Consider the following 20,977-nt stretch of genomic DNA (forward strand, 5'->3'; position numbering starts at 1 on the left):
CCTGCGCGCCGACCGCGGCTCACCCCGCGCGCCGACGGCGGCTCGCCGCCCGCACGTCGCGCAGAGCCGGCTCGAGATCCGGCTGCACCCATGCGTAGCCGGCATCGTCGAGCACGCCGGGCGCAATCCATCGGCTGTTGAGTACGAGATCGGGCTCGGCGCGGATGACCCACATCGCCGGCTCCAGCATGAAGCGCCACGACGGCAACCCGATCGGCATGCCGACCACGCGCCGCAGCGCGGCCATGAGGCCGCGGTTGTCGATCACACCGGGCGCCGAGAGGTTGACCGGACCCGAGATGCCCTCGTCGTCGCGGACCAGCCGCATGGCACCGACGACATCGTCGATGTGGATCCAGCTGAACTTCTGGTGCCCTCGCGACCGCCGACCGAGGGGCCTGCGGGGCTCGGTCGGGTGCGGACCGATGCCGCGGTACCGCCGGTGGGGGAACCACCAGCCGTCGAACTGCGGCCCACCGGCGCCGAGACGCGCGATGCGGAAGAGCATGTTCGTCGCCGGCCCGTCACCGAGCACGAGGGTGATGCGCAGGGCGACCCGTCGTGTGCCGGGCAGGTCGCCACGGAACAGCTCGGCCTCCCAGGCGCGCGACACATCCGGGAGGAAGCCGGTGTCCTCCTCGGTGTCGGCCTCGGTCTGGGCACGGTCGAGGGCGTAGCGGTAGACGGCGGCGCTCGACGCGTTCATCCAGACGCGGGGCGGATGCTCCGCCTGCGAGACCGCGTCGCGCAGGGCGCGCGTGGTCGAGAGCCGGGATTCGAGGATCTCCTCGCGGTTGGCGTCGGTGAACCGGGCGTTGATGCTCTTGCCCGCGAGCCCGATGAGCACGTCTGCGCCGTCGACGACCCGGCGGATCGATGCGGGGTCGTCCCAGCGGGCATCCGGTCCGGAGCGACCGATCACCGCGACCTCGTAGCCGTCGGCCTCCAGCGCGTCCTTCAGCGCGGTGCCGAGGAAACCCGTGCCTCCGCCCAGTACCGCTCGCTTCGCCATCAGGCCTCGCCCTTCGCATCGTGGTCGCCGTCGGTCTCGCGCTGCGCCCGCCGCTTCTCAACCTCTTCGCGCAGTCGCCACTCCTCGATCTCGCGATCGAGGTCGGCGATCTGCTGCTCGGTGGTGCGTGTGTCCCGCGGCGGCGCGGGGGGCGCCGCCGGCCCGGCCGAGGGTGCGGTGCGCGGTGCCCGCCGCAGGTTCGGCAGCGGGATGCCCGCATCCCCGTAGTCGCGGCCGAGCCCGAACCACAGCAGGCTCCCGATCAACGGCAGCAGGATCACCACGATGACCCACGCGAGCTTCGGAAGGAACCGCACCTGGGAGTCGTCGCGCCGGATGATGTCGACCAGCGCGGTGATCATCAGCAGGATCACCAGGAACGAGAACAGGAACGGCATGAGTTCAGGGTAGGGCAGCGAGGTCGGCCGGGGGCAGCTGGATCAGGGAACCAGGTGGCCTGCGGCGCGGAACAGCTCGTACCACTCGGGGCGGGTGAGTTCGACGGCCGCGCCGGCGGCGGCATCCGTCACGCGCTGCGGAGTGGTGGTGCCGAGCACGACCTGCATCTGCGCCGGGTGCCGGGTGATCCACGCCGTCGCGATCGCAAGCGCGGCCACGTCGTAGGAGGTCGCCAGGCGGTCGATCACCGCGTTGAGTTCGGCGTACTCGGGGTTGTCGAGGAAGACGCCGCTGAACAGGCCCGCCTGGAAGGGCGACCACGCCTGCACGGTGATGCCGTTGATGCGGCAGTACTCGACGATGCCCCCACCGTCGCGCACGATGCTCTGGTCCTCGCGCAGCATGTTCGCGGCGACGGGCTGCGCGATGATCGGCGCGTGCGTGATCGACAGCTGCAGCTGGTTGGCGACGAGCGGCTGGCGCACGGCGGTGCGGAGCAGGTCGATCTGGCGCGGGGTGTGGTTCGAGACGCCGAAGGCGCGCACCTTGCCGGATGCCTCGAGCTCGTCGAACGCCCGGGCGACCTCGTCCGGCTCGACGAGGGCGTCGGGGCGGTGCAGCAGCAGCACGTCGATACGGTCGGTGCGGAGGGCCCGCAGCGACCCCTCGACCTGGCGCAGGATGTGCTCGTACGAGAAGTCGAACATCTGGTGCTCCGGCACGATGCCGCACTTGGTCTGCAGCACGATCTCGTCGCGCTCGGCGGGGGTCAGGGCGAGGGCCTCGGCGAAGCGCTCCTCGCAGCGGTGCATGCGTCCGCCGTAGATGTCGGCGTGATCGAAGAAGTCGATCCCCGCGGCGCGGGCCGTGGAGTAGAGCTCGCGGATCTGCGCATCGTCTTTGTCGGCGATGCGCATCATCCCGGCGACGACGGCGGGGGCGGTGGACTGTCCGAAGGGCACGGTCTTCATGCCGCAACGCTACCGTGCGCCGCGCCCTCGGGGGTGCGGACGGCGGAGAGTTCGGGCCGGAGCGCTCGGGTCAGCGCTCCGGCCCTGCCACCTCCCCGGTGGAGTCGATGCGCGGCAGGAGCGCAGCCGGCGACACGTCGAGTGCGGCCGCGATGCGCGCGAGGTCGGTGACGCTGAGGTCGACGTCACCGTGGAGCTTGCGCCGTAGGGTGGAGTACGCGATGCCGGTGGTGTCGGAGAGCCAGCGCCGCGAACGTCGGGCGTCGCGCAAGGCGGACACGATGGTTCGTGCCACCACTCGTCGAGCATCTGCCGTCACATGACGACAGTAACTGCCCGCCTGATGACACACAAGCCCGCTCGCGCTGATATGACGGCATACTGTGTGCGGTCCGGTGCTATCGTGACTCGGGTGAAGACATCAGCCGAGCAGTTCAACGCTGCCGTCGGACGCCAGCTGCGTGCCGAGATCGCCGCCGCCGGAAGCAGCATCGCCGCGATGGCGCGCGAGGCCGGCATCGCCCGCAGCGCGCTCGACAACTACGTCACCGGCAAACGGTCGATCCCCGTACCCGTCGTGTACACCGTGTGCGCGATCGTCAACGTGGCTCCCCACCTCGTCTTCGCACGCGCCGAGGAACGCCTCAGCGCCGACACCTCCGGCCTGTCGGCGGTGGTCTCCCCGCTACGCTCCCGCTCCGATGTCCGCCCCTCCGTGCACAATGTCCCCGAAGCCGCGTTCACCTCGAACGTCCCGCACGAACGCGACACCGACGACCTCTACCACTAGGGAGAATCATGGATGCGCTGCTCCTCCGGCTCGCCGAGGAACAGGGCATCCGCGTCATCGAGGCCCCCGGCGCGTTCCGGGGCGGCTTCGACCCCGAGCGCCGCACCATCCGCCTCTCTCCCGGAATGAGCCGGCGCACCACCCGCAGCGTCTTCGCGCACGAGCTCGGCCATGCCGCCCTCGGCCACGCTCCGGCGCAGCACCCCCTCATCGACCGCCGCCAGGAGCGTCAGGCCGACGCCTGGGCCGCGCGCCTGCTGATCTCTCCTCAGGACTACGCGGCAGCAGAGGCCCGTCGGGGCGCCCACCTCGCGAGCCTCGCCTTCGACCTCGATGTGACGGTCGAGCTGGTCGCGGCGTACCGCCGGCTCCTCCACCTCGATGATTGAATGGCGGGATGCCCTTCCTCGTCTCCCCCGCCCCCGTCACCCTGCGCGGACGCCTCGTCACGCTGCGTCCCCTGCAGACGAGCGACCACGACGCACTCGTGGAGGCGGTGCAGGAGGGTGATCTGCACGAGACCGCGTGGTACACGTCGGTGCCGTCGCCCGACGGCGTGGCCGCCGAGATCGACCGGCGCCTCGGGCTGTGCGCGAAGGGCGAGATGATCCCCTTCGTGACGGAGGACGCGACCGGCCGCGTGCTCGGCATGACCTCGTACTACGAGCTCGCGGAAGACGTGCCCCGCCTGCACATCGGATTCACGTGGAACCGTCCGTCGGCGCACGGCACAGGAACCAACGCCGAGTCGAAGCTGCTGCTGCTGCAGCATGCCTTCGAGACTCTCGGCGTGTTCCGGGTGGGCCTGACCACGCAGTGGGTGAACTTCCAGTCGCGGGCGGCCATCGAGCGCCTCGGCGCGAAGCAGGACGGCGTGATGCGGGCGGTGGCGCGTTACCGCAACGGAGCGCTGCGCGACAGCGTGGAGTACTCCATCATCGAGCCCGAGTGGCCGGCGGTGCGTGCGAACCTCGAGGCACGTCTGGCGCGTCGCGGCTGAGCGAACCGGGAGGCCGTCGGAGGCGACGAGTGCCGGTCGGGGTGGCGGATGCCTCCGGCCGGGCTCACGTCAGTCGGTCGACGGACCCGACCAGTTGTCGGTGCGACGGGTGGCCGTGCCGCGCTCGCGCATCACGAAGGCGAGCGACAGCATCGTCACGAGCAGGCCGGCGATGAAGATGAGCGCCTGGAAGTCTTCGGCGGACTGCGCGAACGCCATGATCCAGATGCCTCCGAGGAAGAGGATCAGAAAGAAGATGAAGCTGAGGATCACGGCGGTCTCCTGTCGTAGCGGCCGTACTCCAGACTACCCGTCACCGCGGACTAGCGCAGACCGCACGGCGACGAAAGGGGCTGTGCGGGGCGGTATGCGCGTGGTGTCATCGGCCGCATGGACACCGCACTCACCGCACTCGCGATCACCTGCACCCTGAAGCCCTCCCCCGCCGAGTCGAGTTCCGACCTCATGGCGACGCAGATCCTCGATGCGCTCCAGGAGCACGGCGTGACCGGCGACCTCGTGCGCGCGGTCGACCTCGCCATCGCCCCCGGCGTCGAGACCGACATGGGCGACGGCGATGAGTGGCCCACGCTCCGCGAGAAGGTGCTGGCCGCCGACATCCTCGTCTTCGTCACGCCCACATGGATGGGCCAGCACTCCAGCGTCGCGCAGCGCGTTCTCGAGCGTCTCGACGCCGAACTGTCGGAGACCGACGACCAGGGCCGCCCCATCCTCTTCGACAAGGTCGCCATCGCCGGCATCGTCGGCAACGAGGACGGCGCCCACCACATCGCGGCGATCCTGTTCCAGGCTCTGAACGACGTCGGCTACACGGTCGCCGCGCAGTCCTCCGTCTACTGGAACGGCGAGGCGATGGCCGGCGGCGACTACAAGGACCTCGACGAGACGCCCGAGCCCGTGCAGAAGACGATCGACACCTCGGCGCGCAATGCCGCGCATCTGGCGCGGGCGCTGAAGATCAGCGCCTTCCCGGCCGCCTGAAGGCGGCCGGGAAGGGCGGGACGTGATCGAACGCCTCAGGCGACCAACGTCGGAATGTCGCTCAGGCGTTCCACCGGCACGCCTCCGAGGGCGATGATGTCGGCCGCCGGGAGGTACGGGCCGACCAGTCCGAACACCGTCATCCCGGCGGCTCGCGCCGCCCGCATCCCCGTCGACGAATCCTCGACGGCCGCACAGCGCGGGGCGTCGATCCCCAGATGCGCGGCGGCCCCGAGGTACACGTCGGGTTCGGGCTTCCCCGCCCCGACGTCGTCCCACGCACAGATGCGGTCGTCGAAATGTTCCTGGAGCGACAGGCGCCGAAGCGTCGCGGTGATCCACTCGTGGCGATTGTTCGAGGCGATGGCCTTGGGCTGCGCGATGCGACGAAGCACGTCGTCGATGCCCGCCATCGCGCTCACCTCCGCATAGCGCCGTCGGAACTCGGCGTCGTAACGCCGCTGATCATCTCGGGTGATGCGTCCTCCCGCCAGTCGTTGCAGCTCGTCGTCGTGCGCGTCTTCCGCCACGCCGACGAACATCGCCGCGAGCTGCTCTGCGGTCACGTCGACACCGTGAGCCGCGAGGAGCCGACGGTCCAGATCGACGGCGATGTGCTCGCTGTCGACGAGCACCCCGTCGAAATCGAAGACCACACCTTCGACGATCATGCGTTCCCTCCCCCGCCGCCGGTCACGACACTTTGGTCTTCATCGCCTCGTCGAAGTCGTCGAACTCCTGCACGGTGAGGTCGATGCCCCGGTGCTGCGACAGACGCCACGAGTACATCTGGAACGGGATCACCAGTGCCAGCGGTGACAGCAGATCCGACACTTCGAGGTCGAGGCCGATGACGCCGTCGGCAGAGGTCCCGGTGGAGACGGTCGCGACATGGTCGCAGTGACGCGCGGCGAACCGGGCGAACTGACGCGTGCGGTCGAACGCCGGTGACCCCGGAACATCCATCAGGAGCACGGTGTGCTCGCGCTGCATCTCGAAGATGGGCCCGTGCATGAACGCCTCGAGCTCTTCGCCCTGCACCGGGACGCGGCACGTCTCGGCGATCTTCGTCTCCGCCTCCCGAGCGGTCGCGACGTTGGGTCCCGATCCGATGACCGAGATCCGGCGAGCGGTCTCCACGAGGTCGCGATCATCGGCGAGGGCTAGGCCTCGCTCCAGCACGACCGGGTACTGGTCGACGACCCGACGAAGCGCGTCGACGCTCAGCTCGGCGTCGACCGGACGACGGGCCGCGGCGGCGATCTCGGAGGCCAGGACGGCGAACGTCGCCATGGTGGCCGTGACGCCGATGGTCGAGTACAGCACGACCTCGTCGCCGATCCCCATGTCGAGCACGGCGTCGGCCCGTGCCGCCAGCGGCGACGAGGGCACGGCTGTGATCACGACGAGGGGGATGCCCATGTCGCGGATTCGGTCGGCAGCCTCCAGAGTCGACGAGCTGGTTCCACGCTGCGACACCGCCACCACCAGATCGACGTCGGCGTGGGCCGTGCCGTATTGGGTGAACAGCGTCGGCTCGATGACGGTGACCGGCACTCCCGTGACCCGTTCGGCATGCAGCCGCATCGCCGACACGGCGTTCGAGGAGGAACCGGTGGCGAGAACCATCACGTGTCGGGGCGAGCCGATCCGCGCGAGCAGAGCGCGCACGGCAGCGAAACGCTCGTCCACCCGCGCGGATTCGAGCGAGGCACCCACACGAGCCGGCTGGTCCTGGATGCAATCCCACATTGTCGTCGTCATAGTCGTGTCCTTACTCGCTCACACCGAGGATGCCGGTGAATGCGCCGATGAATCCGAGGGCCAGGGAGAGCAGCAGCAGGTGCCACGGCTTCCACCCCTTGCCCAGCAGCCAGTAGAAGAGCCAGAAGGTCGCGAGCGGTAGCAAGCCCGGGAGGATGCCGTCGAGGACGTCCGTCTGGATGTTGCTCTCGCCGTCGCCGACCGGGAAGGCCAGGGGCGTCGAGATGGAGATGAGAGAGGCGGTGAGGCCTCCGATCACCAGAAGACCGACCATGGTCGCCGCCGACGTGATGCGTTCCATCAGCTCCGCCGAGATGCTGCTGAGGAATCTCGTTCCGAGCGAGAAGCTGCCGCGCAGGTAGAAGTACGACAGCAGCAGCACCGGCACGTTGAAGCCGACGACGAAGAGGAGCGGGCCCACGAAGTTCCCTCCGAGCGCGAGGGCGACGGCGATCCCCGTGATGATCAGGCGCAGCGTGCCCCAGTAGAGCGAGTCTCCGATGCCCGCGAGCGGACCCATCAGAGCCACCTTGACGCTCTCGACCGAGGTGTCGGTGATCGACGGGTTGTTCCGCCGCTCGGCCTCCATCGCTGCGGTCGCACCGACGACGGCCTGGTTCACGTACGGGGTGATATTGAAGAACGCGAGGTGTCGTTGCAGGGCGGCGGCGCGCTCTTCCCGTGTGCGGTACAACCGACGGATCGCGGGGCTCATGATGAACGCGAATCCGAGGCCCTGCTGACGTTCGTAGTTGAACGATGCCTCGAGGGTCAGCGACCGCAGGAACATCCGGTTCAGCACCGCCGTCGTGATGCGGTTCTCGTCGCCGGCCGGGGTGTCGACCTGGGTCGATACGGGGTCAGAAGTCATCGTCGTCCTCCAGAGTGTTTCCGGCTGCTACGGGTGAGGGGATGCTGCGGCGCTGGATGAGCAGCCAGGCCGCCATCGCGCCGAATGCGGCGACGGCCACGATCGGCAGCTGCAGGTACGCGACGACGAGGAACCCGATGAAGAAGAACGGCACGACGCGTTTCGTGATCAGCATCCGCCCGAGAAGAGCGAACCCGAGGGCGGGCAGGATGCCGGTGGCGATCTGCAGGGCGACCGAGACTTGGGGCGGCACGACGGCCACGATGTCGGCGACCGTGCCCGAGCCGAGCGCGAAGGCGACCCCCACCAGGGTCGACACCAGTGTCGCCTCGATCAGACCGGCCGACACGTGCATTGCGCCGACCCCGCGGATGCTCCCGCGGGCCGCATACGTGTCGGCGCGGTGCAGGAGCATGGGGTTGATGACCGCGTAGCTCGTGTTCTCGACGAGGAGCCCGAGTGCGGCCGCCGGGAAGGCGAGCACGAGCGCGGTCTCCGGTCCGCCGTCGGCGGCGAGCGCCAGGGCGGTGCCGAGCACCCCGCCGACGGGCACGCTGGGAGGGATCGCCGCGCCGATCGAGAACAGGCCGATGAACGCCAGTTCGAGGGTGGCTCCGATGATCATGCCGTTGAGGGGATCCCCCATCACCAGGCCCACGAGCGTGCCGGTGACGATGGGGCGCTCGAGAAGGCTGCGACCGCCGAAGATGCTGGCGAGTTCGACGGCGAAGGTGATGAGAGCGAGAGCGAGCGCGATCATCGTGTCCCCTCGATCACGATGGGTCGGTCGGACGGCACGGCCCGCGCTTCGACGCGAAGACCCCGGTCGGCGAGCGCGTTCAGGCGAGTCCGCTCGTCGGAGGTGACCGAGACCGTCGCCGTGAGGCGCTCGGCATCCGTCGCGGGTCGCGTCCCTCCCAGGTTGATGTGCGCGATCTGCGGGCACGCTTCTGCGATGCGGCACGCGTCGGCGACGCTCTCGGTGAGGATGAACAGCCGATAGCTGTCGGTCCGACCGCCGGTGATGGCAGCGATCGCATCATCCACGGTCTTGATGACGAGCTTGGTCGAAGCAGGCTTCGCCAGCTTCAACGTCTGCTTGCGGAAGTCGTCGGCCGGCACGCTGTCGCTGGCGATGAGGATCGCGTCGCTGTCGTACTGGGTGAGCCAGGAGAGCACCACCTGGCCATGGATGAGGCGGTGGTCGACTCGCATCATCGTGATCATCAGAAGTCCTCCTCGGCGGACGCGTCATCGGATCGGGAGAGGTGGTGGGTGCGCAGGCCGGCTCTTGCCTCGTCGATCGCGTCATCGAAGGACGAGTCCGCATCGAGGTCGGCGAGGTCGAGCGCGATCGCGATCACGAGCGGCAGGTTGGCTCCGGAGATCACGCGCACCCGGGGGTCGGCGGTGAGCGGGAGCAAGGCGTTGTGGGGGCTCCCGCCCTCGAGGTCGGTGAGGACGACGAGGATTCCGTCGACGCCATCGAGGACCGTGCGAGCCTCGGCGAGCAGCGTATCGATGTCGCCGGAGTACGGGGTGGTGGCGAAGATGTCATCCCGCTCCCCCATGATCAGGAGCGCCGCATCGCGGAGCCCGCGGGCGAGCTCTCCGTGGCTCGCCAGGAGTAGTCGATTCGTCATGGAACCTCATCGTCGGTGTGTGTCGGCGGCATCGCCGGCAGGTGATCGCTGGTCGGGTAGGTCAGGTCGTGGTCGATACTAGGAAGGGCTGGAGGAGCAAGCCGGACGAAGGGACCAATTCCGCGATGGTGGGCACGGATGTGTCGAAGCGCACGGTCAGCGAGCTCGTCGCGTCGGTCGCCGAGCGCATCTCCGACTCGTATCTGCAGGCGGCGTTGTCGTGGGCCGAACGGCTTCCGTCCGAACGCGAGATGGCGGCCGGGCTCGGCGTGAGCCGCGGAACCGTCCGGCACGCGCTGCAGTTTCTCGCCGATGAGGGCGCCGTGGTGAATGTGCCTCAGTCGGGCTGGTATTCCAGCGCGACGACCTACCCCGCGCCTCGCGGGCCGCTGCTGAGCCTCACCGCATCGGCGGCTCTCCGCGGAAGTACGGTGGAGAACCGCCTCATCCGGCTGACCGCACGTCTACCCCGCGAGCAGGAGTCGCTCGGGCTCCGCGTGCCCGTCGACGAACGCGTGCTCGCGATGAGCCGCGCGCGAGTACTGGCCGGTCAGACCATGTGCGTCGAGCATCACGTCATCGCCCTCGCCCGCACACCGGGCCTCGAGCGGACGCTCGAAGCGGGCGCCTCGCTCTACGACGCCCTGGAGCGCCACGGGGCGAAGCCGGTGCGAAGCGATCTCACGGCTCGCGCCGCCCTCGCCGGAGAGGACGCGGCGCATCTCGGCGTCGATCCGGGATCTCCGGTGCTCGTCGAGGACGAGGTCGTCACGGGCGAGTACCGTCAGCCCCTCATGCTCGCGAGGGCCGTATGGCGCGCCGACCTGTATCGGTTCCGTGCCACGTTCACCTCGCTCTCGACGTCGGGTGTCACGGATCCATCTTCCGACTTCACCGCCTCATCCGAGATCGGCGCCTGGGACTGAGCGAACGCGCGCCCGATGCCCGCACGTGCGAAGGCCGCGGGACCGGCTGGCCCCGCGGCCTTCGTCACGCGGTCGCGCTCCGCGGAGGAGCGGCGACCGCCGATGCTGTCAGAAGTCCCAGTCGTCGTCTTCGGTGGCCTCGGCCTTGCCGATGACGTACGACGAGCCCGACCCCGAGAAGAAGTCGTGGTTCTCGTCGGCGTTCGGCGACAGGGCCGACAGGATCGCCGGGTTCACGTTCGTGACCGTCGCGGGGAACATGGCCTCGTAGCCAAGGTTCATGAGCGCCTTGTTGGCGTTGTAATGCAGGAACTTCTTGACGTCCTCGGTGAGACCGACGCCGTCGTAGAGGTCCTGCGTGTACTGCACCTCGTTGTCGTAGAGCTCGAACAGCAGGTTGAACGTGTAGTCCTTGAGCTCCTGGCGGCGCTCGTCGGACTCGTTCTCGAGACCCTTCTGGAACTTGTAGCCGATGTAGTACCCGTGCACGGCCTCGTCACGGATGATGAGGCGGATCAGGTCGGCGGTGTTCGTCAGCTTCGCCTTCGACGACCAGTAGATCGGCAGGTAGAAGCCCGAGTAGAACAGGAACGACTCGAGCAGCGTCGAGGCGATCTTGCGCTTGAGCGGGTCGTCGCCCTGGTAGTAGTCCATGATGATCTGCGCCTTCTTCTGAAGGTTCGGATTCTCGGTGGACCAGCGGAACGCCTCGTCGATCTCCTTGGTCGACGCGAGCGTCGAGAAGATCGAGGAGTAGCTCTTCGCGTGCACCGACTCCATGAACGCGATGTTCGTGTAGACGGCCTCCTCGTGCGGCGTGATCGCATCGGGGATGAGCGACACGGCACCCACGGTGCCCTGGATCGTGTCGAGCAGCGTGAGGCCGGTGAACACGCGCATGGTGAGCAGCTGCTCTTCCGGCGTGAGCGTGTTCCACGACTGCACGTCGTTCGACAGCGGCACCTTCTCGGGCAGCCAGAAGTTGTTCACCAGACGGTTCCAGACCTCGAGGTCCTTGTCGTCCTGGATGCGGTTCCAGTTGATCGCCTGCACGCTGTCGACCAGCTTGAGTCGTTCGGGGGTCATGTTCCTTGGTTCCTTGTTTCCTGAATCGCTGAGCCTGATGACCGGTCGGTCAGAGCATGCAGGAGACGCACTCGGTCATGTCGGTGCCCTCGAGCGCCAGCTGACGCAGGCGGATGTAGTAGATCGTCTTGATGCCCTTGCGCCATGCGTAGATCTGCGCCTTGTTGATGTCGCGAGTCGTGGCCGTGTCCTTGAAGAACAGCGTCAGCGAGAGACCCTGGTCGACGTGCTGCGTCGCCGCGGCGTACGTGTCGATGACCTTCTCGTAGCCGATCTCGTACGCGTCCTGGTAGTACTCCAGGTTGTCGTTCGTCATGAACGCCGCCGGGTAGTACACGCGACCGAGCTTGCCTTCCTTGCGGATCTCGATCTTCGACGCGATCGGGTGGATCGACGACGTCGAGTTGTTGATGTACGAGATCGAGCCCGTCGGCGGCACGGCCTGCAGGTTCTGGTTGTAGATGCCGTGCTCCTGGATGGAGGCCTTCAGCGCGACCCAGTCGTCCTGCGTGGGGATGTGCTTGCCGGCGAAGAGCTCCTTGACCTTCTCGGTCTCGGGCACCCAGGCGCGGTCGATGTACTTGTCGAAGAACTCGCCAGACGCGTAGGTCGAGTCGGCGAAGCCCTCGAAGGACTGCTTCCGCTCGATCGCCAGCTTGTTCGACGCTCGCAGCGCGTGGAACAGCACCGTGTAGAAGTAGATGTTCGTGAAGTCGACACCCTCTTCCGAGCCGTAGTAGACGTGCTCGCGGGCGAGGTAGCCGTGCAGGTTCATCTGGCCGAGGCCGATCGCGTGGGAGCGGTCGTTGCCGTCCTCGATCGAGCGCACCGAACCGATGTGGCTCTGGTCGCTCACTGCGGTGAGCGCGCGGATGGCGGTCTCGACGGTCTGACCGAGGTCGTCGGCATCCATCGACAGGGCGATGTTCATCGAGCCGAGGTTGCAGGAGATGTCCTTGCCGATCTCCTTGTACGACAGGTCGTCGTTGTAGGTGGTCGGGGTGTTCACCTGCAGGATCTCGCTGCACAGGTTCGACATGTTGATGCGCCCCTTGATGGGGTTGGCCTTATTGACCGTGTCTTCGAACATGACGTACGGATAGCCCGACTCGAACTGGATCTCGGCGACCGTCTGGAAGAACTCGCGGGCGTTGATCTTCGTCTTCTTGATGCGGGGGTCGTCGACCATCTCGCGGTACTTCTCGGTCACCGAGATGTCGCCGAAGGGCACGCCGTAGACGCGCTCGACGTCGTACGGCGAGAAGAGGTACATGTCCTCGTCGTTCTTCGCGAGCTCGAACGTGATGTCGGGCACGACGACGCCGAGCGACAGCGTCTTGATGCGGATCTTCTCGTCGGCGTTCTCGCGCTTGGTGTCGAGGAACCGCATGATGTCGGGGTGGTGCGCGTTGAGGTACACCGCACCCGCGCCCTGGCGCGCGCCGAGCTGGTTGGCGTAGCTGAAGCTGTCTTCGAGGAGCTTCATCACGGGGATGATGCCCGACGACTGGTTCTCGATCTGCTTGATCGGCGCGCCCGACTCGCGGATGTTCGAGAGCAGGAGTGCCACGCCGCCTCCGCGCTTCGAGAGCTGCAGGGCGGAGTTGATGCCGCGGGCGATCGACTCCATGTTGTCTTCGATGCGCAGCAGGAAGCAGCTGACGAGCTCGCCGCGCTGCGCCTTGCCGGCGTTGAGGAACGTCGGGGTGGCGGGCTGGAAACGGCCCGAGATGATCTCGTCGACGAGCGAGACGGCGAGGTTCTCGTCGCCGTCGGCGAGTGCGAGGGCCGTCATGACGACGCGGTCCTCGAAGCGCTCGAGGTAGCGCTTCCCGTCGAAGGTCTTGAGCGTGTAGCTCGTGTAGTACTTGAACGCGCCGAGGAACGTCTCGAAGCGGAACTTCGCGGCGTAGGCCCGGTCGTTGAGCTTCTGGATGAAGTCGAACGAGTACTGCTCGAGCACGGCGCCCTCGTAGTACTCCTTCTCGACGAGGTAGTCGAGTCGCTCCTTGAGCGAGTGGAAGAACACGGTGTTCTGGTTCACGTGCTGCAGGAAGTACTCCCGCGCGGCGCGCTTGTCGGCGTCGAACTGGATCTTCCCGTTCGCGTCGTAGAGGTTCAGCATCGCGTTGAGGGCGTGGTAATCCAGCCCCTCGTATGCCGGGTTGATCTTGAAGGCCGCCGCCTGCTGGGTCATCGCCTGCTCGTCAACTGCGCTGTCCACCGTCGTTCCAATCCGTCGCTCACGCGATCCACATCGTCCTGTGTGCCGAATATCTCGAGCCGATACAAGTGGGGCACGTCGCACTTGCGGCTGATGATGTCTCCGGCGAGGCAGAACGCCTCGCCGAAGTTGGTGTTGCCTGCGGAGATGACCCCGCGGATGTGACGACGGTTGCGCTCGTCGTTGAGGAACCGGATCACCTGCTTGGGCACCGCTCCACGCTCGACGCCGCGACCTTCTCCCCCGCCGTAGGTCGGGGTGACCAGCACGAAGGGCTCGTCGACGACGAGATCATCTTCGTTCCGGTGGATCGGGATGCGTCGGGCCGGGAGGCCCAGTTTCTCGATGAAGCGCGCGGTGTTGCCCGACACGCTCGAGAAGTACACGAGGAGCGGCGCTGCGGTCGCGACGGCGTTCATGCTCGACCTCGCTTCCGGCCGCGGGCTCAGGCCAGGCGCGACGCGAGCTCGTCGATCTTGTCGGGACGGAAGCCCGACCAGTGGTCCTCGTCGGTGACGACGACCGGCGCCTGCATGTAGCCGAGCGCCTTGACCTGCTCCAGGGCCGTCGGGTCCTCCGACAGGTCGTGGATCTCGTACTCGATGCCCTTGGCATCCAGGGCGCGATACGTCGCGTTGCACTGGACGCAGGAAGGCTTGGTGTAGACCGTGATCGACATCTCGGATCCCCTCAGAATCTGTTCGTGGCCGGCTGTGGTCCGCCGGGAGTTCAATACTACATATAGGGACGGACACTCGGTGTGACCACAAGGGGTAGTAGTTACATTCGTGTAGTTTTTCCACCGCTCTCCCCATGTACAACACAGGTTGTCCACCGTTTCTTCCACAGGCGCGGCCCCTGCGGAGGGTGTTTCGAACCGCGGGAATCCGCGGGTCGGATCACCCGGGGAGAGATCCATCCACAGGAGGGACCGTACGCGGGGCCTCCGACATCCGGATTCCTGTGGACAACGCTCGTCGGCGTGTCGTCGGCGTGTCGAGGCGGACGCCCCACCCACGCTCCACGACATCGCGTGCGGCGGCGTCGGTGACGCCCGGTACCGTTGTCTCGTGGCGGGATATCGGGACCTTCTTCGCACGCCCGGCGTGGCGCGCATGATCGCGGCGCAGCTGACGGCGCGCTTCCCCAACGGGATGGCATCGCTCGCGATCCTCCTGCACGTCGAGCAGCAGACCGGCTCCTACGGGGCGGCGGGCCTCGTGCTCGCCGCGACGAGCATCGGGCAGGCCGTCGCGGGCCCGGTCACCAGCCGGTGGATGGGCGTGTGGGGCATGCGACGCGTGCTGACCCTCACGTCGATCGTGTGCGTGGCGGCGGTGCTCTGCCTCGCACTGCTCCCGCTGAGCCTTCCGGGGTACATGGTGCTCGGCATGATCGCCGGCCTGTCGACGCCGCCGGTGCAGGCGGCCGTGCGGACGATCTACCCCAAGCTCGTCAACGCCCGCCAGCTCACTCCCCTCTTCTCCCTCGACGCGTCGCTGCAGGAGATCATCTGGATTCTCGCGCCGGTGGTCATCACCCTCGTCAGCACGCAGATCGGCACGACGGAGGGCCTCCTCCTCGTCGCCGTCTTCCTCGTCGGCGGCGGCTCGTGGTTCATCCTCTCCCCCGAGGTCGGTCGCGTCCGCATCCCGCGCAGCCGCAACGCGCTCGGCAAGGTCGTGCTCAAGCCGCCGGTGCTCATGGCGACCGTGATCGGCTTCCTCCTCATCGGCGCCTGCTCGGCCGTCGAGGTCGGTGTGGTCGCGACGTTCGAGCACGGCAGCCTGGCCGCCGGTCTCGTACTCGCCGTGTTCTCGGTCGGCAGCCTTGTCGGCGGCCTCTCGTTCGGCCACATTCCGATCGGCCCCTGGGCCATGGCGCGCCGGCTGGCGATCGTCACGGTGGGTCTCGCCCTGACGATGGTGTCGCTGAACGTGTTCTGGCTCGGCGGCACCCTCGTGCTCGCGGGCATCGGCATCGCGCCCGCCCTGGCGGTGCTCTTCGCGGTCACTACCGCCAGCGTCAAGTTCAGCGAGACCGCCGAGGCGTTCGGGTGGGCGGGAACCGGCCAGCTCATCGGCGCCGCCGCCGGGTCCGCCGTCGCGGGCTTCCTCGTCGACCTCACGGATGCCCGCGGCGCCTACCTCGCGGCCACCCTGTTCGCGGCCGCCGGCCTCGTGGTGTCCATCGTCTTCGTCCGCGCCCTCCCCGACCTGCGTCATCGTGACGCGAGCCCCCATCCCGACACCGAGCCCTTGGCGGTCACCCCCTCATGAGCATCCCTTCGTCCGCATCCCCCACCTCCGCAGAGATCGTCTGCGTCGGCGAGTCCATGGGACTCGTCACCGCCCTCGGCGCCCCCCTCGCCGAGACCGAGACGGCGGCCCTCGGCCTGGCCGGCGCCGAGGCGAACGTCGCCGCGGGCATGGTCGCGGCGGGCCACCGCGCCGTTTGGGCGTCGCGTCTCGGCGACGACCCGATCGCGCAGCGCATCACCACCGAGATGCGGCGACGCGGAGTGGAGCTGTGGGTCGAGACCGACGCGGATGCCCCCACCGGCGTCATGTTCAAGGACCCCGGCATCGAGTCGTCGCGCGTCTACTACTACCGTCGCGGTTCGGCCGCCTCGCGGATGGCCCCCGGGTTCCTCCCGCCGGAACGCCTGCAGGGCGTGCGCATCGTGCACACCACGGGCATCACCCCCGCGCTCTCGGAGTCGTGCCGGGCGATGGTCGACGGTCTCTACGACGACGCCCAGGCCGCGGGCGCGATCGTCTCGTTCGACGTGAACGACCGGCGTGCGCTGTGGTCGCTCGACGACGCCCGTGCGACTCTGGCCCGCCTGGCGGATGCCGCGGACATCGCGTTCGTGGGCCGTGATGAGGCCGAGCGCCTGTGGGGCACGGTCACCGCCGCCGACGTGCGCGCGTACCTGCCGTCGTGCGCTCTTCTCGTGGTGAAGGACGGAGACGTCGGAGCGACGGCGTTCTCGGGCGACGACGAGCCCGTGTTCGTGCCGGCGCCGCGCGTCGACGTCGTCGAGCCTGTGGGCGCCGGTGACGCCTTCGCCTCCGGCTTCCTCGCCGCCACGCTCGACGGCGCCGACCTCGCCGCGCGCCTCTCGGCGGGGCACGCCGCAGCCGCGCGCGTGCTCACGACCCACGGAGACATGCCGCCGCTCGACTGAGCACGGCCGCGCCCGTGTCGGCGCACCGTCCTAGGCTGAGGGCATGCCCGCCCCGCTCCTGCTGCCCAGAATCGCCTGGGGGCATCCGTCCTCCGCCCGCCGCGCCCTCCTCGTGCACGGGCTTGGGTCGTCGGCGGCGTTGATGTGGCGTGTGGGCGTGGCCCTCGCCGACGCGGGGTGGCACGCGACGGCCGTCGACCTGCGCGGGCACGGCGACGCCCCGCGCGCGCTCGACTACTCGGTCGCCGCGTTCGGCGCCGACCTCGCCGCCACGCATCCCGACGACGGGGGCCCGTGGGATGCCGTCGTCGGCCATTCCCTCGGCGGTGCCGCGAGCACGGTCGCAGCCGCCTCGGCGCCCGCATGGACGCGGCGTCTCATCCTGCTCGACCCGGCGATCCACGTCGACGGGCACGACGCCGCACTCGTGCGCCGCAGCCAGGAGCGCGCCTTCGCCGACCCCCGCATCGAGACGGTGCGGGCCGAGCATCCGCACTGGCATCCCCACGATCATGAACTCAAGGTCGACGCGGTGCGGCGCGCCAGTGCGTGGGCCGTCGAGCAGACGAGCGTGCAGAACACGCCCTGGGACGTGCGGAGCGACGCGGCACGGCTCGGCATCCCCACCTACGTGATCGGCGCCGACCCCGAGGTCTACAGCATCTTCACCGGCGAGACCGCGGCCGCCGTGCTCGCCGCCAACCCCTCGATCTCGATGTCGGTCGTACCGGGCGCCGGGCACTCCCTGCACCGCGACCGACCCGACGAGTCCATCCGCCAGATCCTGGAGGCCCTCGCGTGAGCACGTTCGACCCTGCCGCCCACCTCCCCGACGCCCTGCTCGACCGCCTCCGCGAGCGGGCCCCGATCCACGACCGCGAGAACACGTTCCCGCATGACGATCTCGCCGACCTGCGCGAGGCCGGCTACCTGTCGATCCTCGTGCCGCGAGAGCGCGGCGGCGCCGGACTCTCCCTCACCGAGGCGGCGCTGCTGCAACAGCGTCTCGCGACGGCCGCTCCGGCCACGGCCCTCGCCATCAACATGCACCTCGTGTGGACGGGCGTCGCCAAGGTGTTCTCCGACCGCGGCGTCGAGGGCCTCGAGTTCGTGCAGGACAGCGCGGTCGCCGGCGAGGTGTTCGCCTTCGGCATCAGCGAGCGCGGCAACGATCTCGTGCTCTTCGGCAGCGACACGGATGCCGTTCCGCAGGCCGACGGCGGCTACGCCTTCACCGGCACCAAGATCTTCACCTCGCTCGCACCGGCGTGGACGCGGTTGGGACTCCACGGTCTCGACACCACCAGCCCCGATGCCCCGAAGCTCGTCTTCGCCTTCGTCGAGCGCACCGACGCCGTCGACACGGCCGACGACTGGGACACGCTCGGCATGCGGGCGACCCAGAGCCGCACCACCCGCCTCTCGGGGGCCGTCGCCGATCGCTCCCATGTCGTGCGCCGGATCGAGCCCGGACCGACGCCCGACCCGATCGTGTTCGGCATCTTCAGCGTCTTCGAGATCCTGCTCGCCTCGGTCTACACCGGCATCGCGCATCGCGCGCTCGAGCTCGCCGTCGAGACCGCGCACGCGCGCCGGTCGAAGCGCACGGGTGCGGCGTACAGCCAGGACCCCGACATCCGCTGGCGCATCGCCGACATGGCGATCACGTACGACGCCCTCCCCCCGCAGATCGCCGCCCTCGCCCGTGATGTCGACGAACGCGTCGATCACGGCCCGCGCTGGTTCCCGCTGCTGTCGGGGCTGAAGCACCGCGCCGTGACCATGGCGAAGCGGGTCGTCGACGAGGCGATGCTCGTCGGCGGCGGAGGCGCCTACTCGGCCGGAGGAGAGCTCTCCCGCCTCTACCGCGACGTCCTGGCGGGGGCGTTCCATCCGTCCGACCCCGAGTCGGCGCACGCGACGGCGGCGAGCGGATGGCTCGGTCCGCGCGAGGACTGACCGAGTTGCCGGCGGCCGCCGCCGAATCCTACGATCTGCTCATGCCCCCGACGAAGCTCCCCGCGATCGACGCGACATCGAAGGCGATCATCGAACTGCTGCAGGAAGACGGCCGCCGATCGTACTCCGACCTCGGACGCGTGGTCGGCCTGAGCGAGGCCGCGGTGCGGCAGCGCGTGCAGCGGCTCACCGAGTCCGGAGTGATGCAGATCGTCGCGGTGACCGACCCGATGCAGCTCGGCTTCCAGAGGCAGGCGATGATCGGCATCCGCGTCTCGGGCGACGCCAGGGTCGTGGCCGAAGCCGTCGCCGCGATCGACGCGATTGACTACGTCGTGGTCACCCTCGGGGGCTTTGATGTGATCGCCGAGGTCGTCTGCGAAGACGACGACGAGCTCATGGCGATCATCAACGACGGCATCCGACCGATCGACGGCGTGCTGTCGACCGAGACGTTCGTGTACGCCAAGCTGCAGAAGCAGCTCTACAACTGGGGAACACGCTGACGCTCGGTGCCGGGCGCCACCGCCTCGATCAACTCCTCGCGTCGAAGTCGAACGCCTTCAGCAGCTCACCCACGGCCTGCTCCCGCTCGTCTCCGCCGTTCTCGAACATGTCGGTCACGTGCGTACGCAGGTGGTTCTCGAGAAGCAGTCGATTCAGCGATTCGAGCGATCGTTGGATGGCGCGGGACTGCGTGATGATGTCCATGCAGTAGTCCTCGTTCTCGATCATCCGCGCCACGCCGCGCAGCTGTCCCTCGAGGATCGCCGTGCGGTGGAGAGCGCGCTTCTTGATGTCTTCGATCACCCATCGAGGCTACTCCGCCTGGGCGGGCGAGGACCGTGAAAGGATGCCTTCATGCCGCGCACTCCGATGGCGATGCTCTCGCCCGCCGATCAGGTCCGACTGCGCGCGCTCCGGCGCATGAAGGCCGTGGCGCTGGGCGCCCTCGTCTTCATGGCCGTGGTCTTCGTGGTCGCGTTCGCCTTCCAGGGCCGGGTGGGGTGGCTGGGCTATGTGCGCGCGGCGGCCGAGGGCGGCATGGTGGGAGCGCTCGCGGACTGGTTCGCGGTGACGGCGCTGTTCCGCCGACCTCTCGGCCTTCCCATCCCGCACACGGCGATCATCCCGAACCGCAAAGACGAGATCGGCCGCACCCTCGGCGAGTTCATCGAGACGAATTTCCTCGCCGCCGACGTCGTGCGCACGAAGCTCGCATCGACGGCGATCGCCCGTCGGGCGGGCGAATGGCTGCGCGAGGAAACGCACGCCGAACGTGTCGCATCGGAGGGCGCGACGATCGCCACCGCCGTGCTGAACGCGCTGAGCGACGACGACGTGCGCGACCTGATCTCCGATCTCGCGCGCGAACATCTGCTCACTCCCGAGTGGGGTCCGCCCGCCGGCGCCTGGCTCGGAAAGATCGTCGAAGCCGACGCGCACCGCGGCGCCGTCGATCTCGCCGTCGAAACCATCGGACACTGGCTCGATGCGAACGAGGAGTCGTTCCGCGGCCTCATCTCTCGACGTCTGCCGTCGTGGCTCCCCCGGCTCGCGCATCGATTCGTCGACGACACGGTGTACAGCGAGGCCGTGAAGTTCGTGCGTGCGGTGCAGGCCGACCCCGCGCATCCGGCCCGGGTCGCGATCGACGGCTACCTCGAACGCCTGGCCGACAACCTGCAGCACGACCCCGCAACCCGCGAGAAGCTCGAGTCAGCGAAGGCCTCGCTGTTCGACAGCCCGCGTGTGGGTGCCCTCGCCGCCGAAGCCTGGAACACGGCCAAGAACGGCCTGCTGGCTGCCCTGGCCGATCCGCAGAGCGGCCTGCGCCGCCGCGCCGCGCGGGCCCTGCAGGAGGTCGGCGAGCGTCTCACCACCGACGAGGCCCTGCAGCGCCGCGTCGACACGTGGGTGTCGGATGCGGCGGTCTTCCTGGTCGACCGCTACCGCCATGACATCGCCTCGATCATCACCGACACGGTCGAGCGCTGGGACCCGGCCGAGACCACCGAGAAGATCGAGCTCATGGTGGGGCGCGACCTGCAGTACATCCGTTTGAACGGCACCGTGGTCGGCGCCCTGGCCGGCCTCGCCATCTTCACGATCGCGCACGCCCTGATCCCTGGAGTCTGAC

The 20,977-nt window shown here is 68.5% G+C and carries 27 protein-coding genes; 11 read left to right on the plus strand and 16 right to left on the minus strand.

The genetic code is table 11. The features are described 5' to 3' along the window. Positions 1 to 19: 19 nt before the first annotated feature. From RWS82_RS13470 to RWS82_RS13485, 4 genes are all read right to left on the minus strand, one after another. Complete coding sequence (locus RWS82_RS13470) at positions 20 to 1,012, minus strand: DUF1731 domain-containing protein (protein ID WP_314650997.1); 993 nt, start codon at positions 1,010 to 1,012, stop codon at positions 20 to 22. Beyond that, entirely contained in the window at positions 1,012 to 1,410 is a 399-nt protein-coding gene (locus tag RWS82_RS13475) for a PLD nuclease N-terminal domain-containing protein (protein ID WP_314651000.1), read from the minus strand. The genes RWS82_RS13470 and RWS82_RS13475 overlap by 1 nt, the downstream gene beginning before the upstream one ends. A gap of 42 nt (positions 1,411 to 1,452) precedes the next feature. Beyond that, positions 1,453 to 2,382 (minus strand): aldo/keto reductase, encoded by a 930-nt coding sequence (locus tag RWS82_RS13480; protein ID WP_314651003.1) that lies wholly within the window; start codon positions 2,380 to 2,382, stop codon positions 1,453 to 1,455. Between the two features lie 70 nt (positions 2,383 to 2,452). Continuing rightward, positions 2,453 to 2,680, minus strand: a complete 228-nt coding sequence (locus RWS82_RS13485) for a helix-turn-helix transcriptional regulator (RefSeq protein WP_314651006.1) — start codon at positions 2,678 to 2,680, stop codon at positions 2,453 to 2,455. A gap of 114 nt (positions 2,681 to 2,794) precedes the next feature. Here RWS82_RS13485 and RWS82_RS13490 point away from each other — a divergent pair, with 114 nt between their 5' ends. Genes RWS82_RS13490 through RWS82_RS13500 form a run of 3 tightly spaced genes read left to right on the plus strand, consistent with a single transcriptional unit; the run spans position 2,795 to position 4,172 of the window. Then, on the plus strand, positions 2,795 to 3,172 hold the full coding sequence (locus RWS82_RS13490) for an XRE family transcriptional regulator (RefSeq protein ID WP_314651009.1): 378 nt from the start codon (positions 2,795 to 2,797) through the stop codon (positions 3,170 to 3,172). Positions 3,173 to 3,180: 8 nt separating this feature from the next. After that, positions 3,181 to 3,561 carry an ImmA/IrrE family metallo-endopeptidase gene (locus RWS82_RS13495; RefSeq protein WP_314651012.1) on the plus strand — a complete coding sequence of 127 codons (381 nt, stop codon included), beginning with the start codon at positions 3,181 to 3,183 and terminating at the stop codon, positions 3,559 to 3,561. An 8-nt stretch (positions 3,562 to 3,569) separates the two neighbouring features. Then, positions 3,570 to 4,172 carry a GNAT family protein gene (locus RWS82_RS13500; protein WP_314651016.1) on the plus strand — a complete coding sequence of 201 codons (603 nt, stop codon included), beginning with the start codon at positions 3,570 to 3,572 and terminating at the stop codon, positions 4,170 to 4,172. A 69-nt stretch (positions 4,173 to 4,241) separates the two neighbouring features. Here RWS82_RS13500 and RWS82_RS13505 read toward each other — a convergent pair whose 3' ends face one another. Then, positions 4,242 to 4,445 carry a hypothetical protein gene (locus RWS82_RS13505; RefSeq protein WP_314651019.1) on the minus strand — a complete coding sequence of 68 codons (204 nt, stop codon included), beginning with the start codon at positions 4,443 to 4,445 and terminating at the stop codon, positions 4,242 to 4,244. A gap of 117 nt (positions 4,446 to 4,562) precedes the next feature. On the opposite strand from RWS82_RS13505, the gene RWS82_RS13510 reads away from it, so the two are divergent. Then, on the plus strand, positions 4,563 to 5,174 hold the full coding sequence (locus RWS82_RS13510) for an NAD(P)H-dependent oxidoreductase (RefSeq protein ID WP_314651021.1): 612 nt from the start codon (positions 4,563 to 4,565) through the stop codon (positions 5,172 to 5,174). Between the two features lie 35 nt (positions 5,175 to 5,209). Here RWS82_RS13510 and RWS82_RS13515 read toward each other — a convergent pair whose 3' ends face one another. From RWS82_RS13515 to RWS82_RS13540, 6 genes are read right to left on the minus strand one after another with little or no spacing between them, the layout of a single operon-like run. After that, on the minus strand, positions 5,210 to 5,845 hold the full coding sequence (locus RWS82_RS13515; protein WP_314651028.1) for an HAD-IA family hydrolase: 636 nt from the start codon (positions 5,843 to 5,845) through the stop codon (positions 5,210 to 5,212). 22 nt (positions 5,846 to 5,867) lie between these two features. After that, entirely contained in the window at positions 5,868 to 6,938 is a 1,071-nt protein-coding gene (locus tag RWS82_RS13520; protein ID WP_314651030.1) for an SIS domain-containing protein, read from the minus strand. A 10-nt stretch (positions 6,939 to 6,948) separates the two neighbouring features. Beyond that, entirely contained in the window at positions 6,949 to 7,809 is an 861-nt protein-coding gene (locus RWS82_RS13525) for a PTS system mannose/fructose/sorbose family transporter subunit IID (protein WP_314651034.1), read from the minus strand. Then, positions 7,799 to 8,569: a PTS sugar transporter subunit IIC gene (locus tag RWS82_RS13530; RefSeq protein ID WP_314651037.1), complete on the minus strand. Its 771-nt coding sequence runs from the start codon at positions 8,567 to 8,569 to the stop codon at positions 7,799 to 7,801. The genes RWS82_RS13525 and RWS82_RS13530 overlap by 11 nt, the downstream gene beginning before the upstream one ends. Further along, entirely contained in the window at positions 8,566 to 9,036 is a 471-nt protein-coding gene (locus tag RWS82_RS13535; protein WP_314651039.1) for a PTS sugar transporter subunit IIB, read from the minus strand. The genes RWS82_RS13530 and RWS82_RS13535 overlap by 4 nt, the downstream gene beginning before the upstream one ends. Next, positions 9,036 to 9,452: a hypothetical protein gene (locus RWS82_RS13540; protein WP_314651042.1), complete on the minus strand. Its 417-nt coding sequence runs from the start codon at positions 9,450 to 9,452 to the stop codon at positions 9,036 to 9,038. Before RWS82_RS13540 ends, RWS82_RS13535 begins: the two co-directional genes overlap by 1 nt. 125 nt (positions 9,453 to 9,577) lie before the next feature. Here RWS82_RS13540 and RWS82_RS13545 point away from each other — a divergent pair, with 125 nt between their 5' ends. Beyond that, a complete protein-coding gene (locus RWS82_RS13545) occupies positions 9,578 to 10,378 on the plus strand; it encodes a GntR family transcriptional regulator (protein WP_314651044.1) in 801 nt (266 codons plus the stop codon). 108 nt (positions 10,379 to 10,486) lie between these two features. Here the strand turns inward: RWS82_RS13545 and nrdF are convergent, their stop codons facing one another. The 4 genes from nrdF to nrdH are packed head-to-tail and all read right to left on the minus strand — an operon-like array spanning position 10,487 to position 14,367. Continuing rightward, positions 10,487 to 11,464 (minus strand): class 1b ribonucleoside-diphosphate reductase subunit beta, encoded by a 978-nt coding sequence (gene nrdF, locus RWS82_RS13550; protein ID WP_314651047.1) that lies wholly within the window; start codon positions 11,462 to 11,464, stop codon positions 10,487 to 10,489. A gap of 49 nt (positions 11,465 to 11,513) precedes the next feature. Continuing rightward, positions 11,514 to 13,661, minus strand: coding sequence for a class 1b ribonucleoside-diphosphate reductase subunit alpha (gene nrdE / locus RWS82_RS13555; RefSeq protein WP_314651049.1), 2,148 nt, complete (start codon positions 13,659 to 13,661; stop codon positions 11,514 to 11,516). Continuing rightward, complete coding sequence (nrdI, locus tag RWS82_RS13560) at positions 13,658 to 14,107, minus strand: class Ib ribonucleoside-diphosphate reductase assembly flavoprotein NrdI (RefSeq protein ID WP_314651052.1); 450 nt, start codon at positions 14,105 to 14,107, stop codon at positions 13,658 to 13,660. The genes nrdE and nrdI overlap by 4 nt, the downstream gene beginning before the upstream one ends. Positions 14,108 to 14,133: 26 nt before the next feature. Next, positions 14,134 to 14,367: a glutaredoxin-like protein NrdH gene (nrdH, locus tag RWS82_RS13565; protein WP_017202656.1), complete on the minus strand. Its 234-nt coding sequence runs from the start codon at positions 14,365 to 14,367 to the stop codon at positions 14,134 to 14,136. Between the two features lie 391 nt (positions 14,368 to 14,758). On the opposite strand from nrdH, the gene RWS82_RS13570 reads away from it, so the two are divergent. From RWS82_RS13570 to RWS82_RS13590, 5 genes are read left to right on the plus strand one after another with little or no spacing between them, the layout of a single operon-like run. After that, on the plus strand, positions 14,759 to 15,967 hold the full coding sequence (locus RWS82_RS13570) for an MFS transporter (protein ID WP_314651058.1): 1,209 nt from the start codon (positions 14,759 to 14,761) through the stop codon (positions 15,965 to 15,967). Beyond that, positions 15,964 to 16,878, plus strand: coding sequence for a sugar kinase (locus tag RWS82_RS13575; protein ID WP_314651061.1), 915 nt, complete (start codon positions 15,964 to 15,966; stop codon positions 16,876 to 16,878). The genes RWS82_RS13570 and RWS82_RS13575 overlap by 4 nt, the downstream gene beginning before the upstream one ends. A gap of 43 nt (positions 16,879 to 16,921) precedes the next feature. After that, entirely contained in the window at positions 16,922 to 17,680 is a 759-nt protein-coding gene (locus RWS82_RS13580; RefSeq protein WP_314651062.1) for an alpha/beta hydrolase, read from the plus strand. Then, positions 17,677 to 18,837, plus strand: coding sequence for an acyl-CoA dehydrogenase family protein (locus RWS82_RS13585; RefSeq protein ID WP_314651065.1), 1,161 nt, complete (start codon positions 17,677 to 17,679; stop codon positions 18,835 to 18,837). The genes RWS82_RS13580 and RWS82_RS13585 overlap by 4 nt, the downstream gene beginning before the upstream one ends. Positions 18,838 to 18,878: 41 nt before the next feature. Further along, positions 18,879 to 19,343: an Lrp/AsnC family transcriptional regulator gene (locus RWS82_RS13590; protein ID WP_314651067.1), complete on the plus strand. Its 465-nt coding sequence runs from the start codon at positions 18,879 to 18,881 to the stop codon at positions 19,341 to 19,343. Positions 19,344 to 19,371: 28 nt separating this feature from the next. Here the strand turns inward: RWS82_RS13590 and RWS82_RS13595 are convergent, their stop codons facing one another. Beyond that, a complete protein-coding gene (locus RWS82_RS13595; RefSeq protein ID WP_314651070.1) occupies positions 19,372 to 19,647 on the minus strand; it encodes a metal-sensitive transcriptional regulator in 276 nt (91 codons plus the stop codon). A 51-nt stretch (positions 19,648 to 19,698) separates the two neighbouring features. Here RWS82_RS13595 and RWS82_RS13600 point away from each other — a divergent pair, with 51 nt between their 5' ends. Then, positions 19,699 to 20,976, plus strand: a complete 1,278-nt coding sequence (locus RWS82_RS13600; RefSeq protein ID WP_314651072.1) for a DUF445 domain-containing protein — start codon at positions 19,699 to 19,701, stop codon at positions 20,974 to 20,976. Position 20,977: the final 1 nt, after the last annotated feature.

The sequence above is a fragment of the uncultured Microbacterium sp. genome, from assembly GCF_963528945.1.
Taxonomy (GTDB): domain Bacteria; phylum Actinomycetota; class Actinomycetes; order Actinomycetales; family Microbacteriaceae; genus Microbacterium.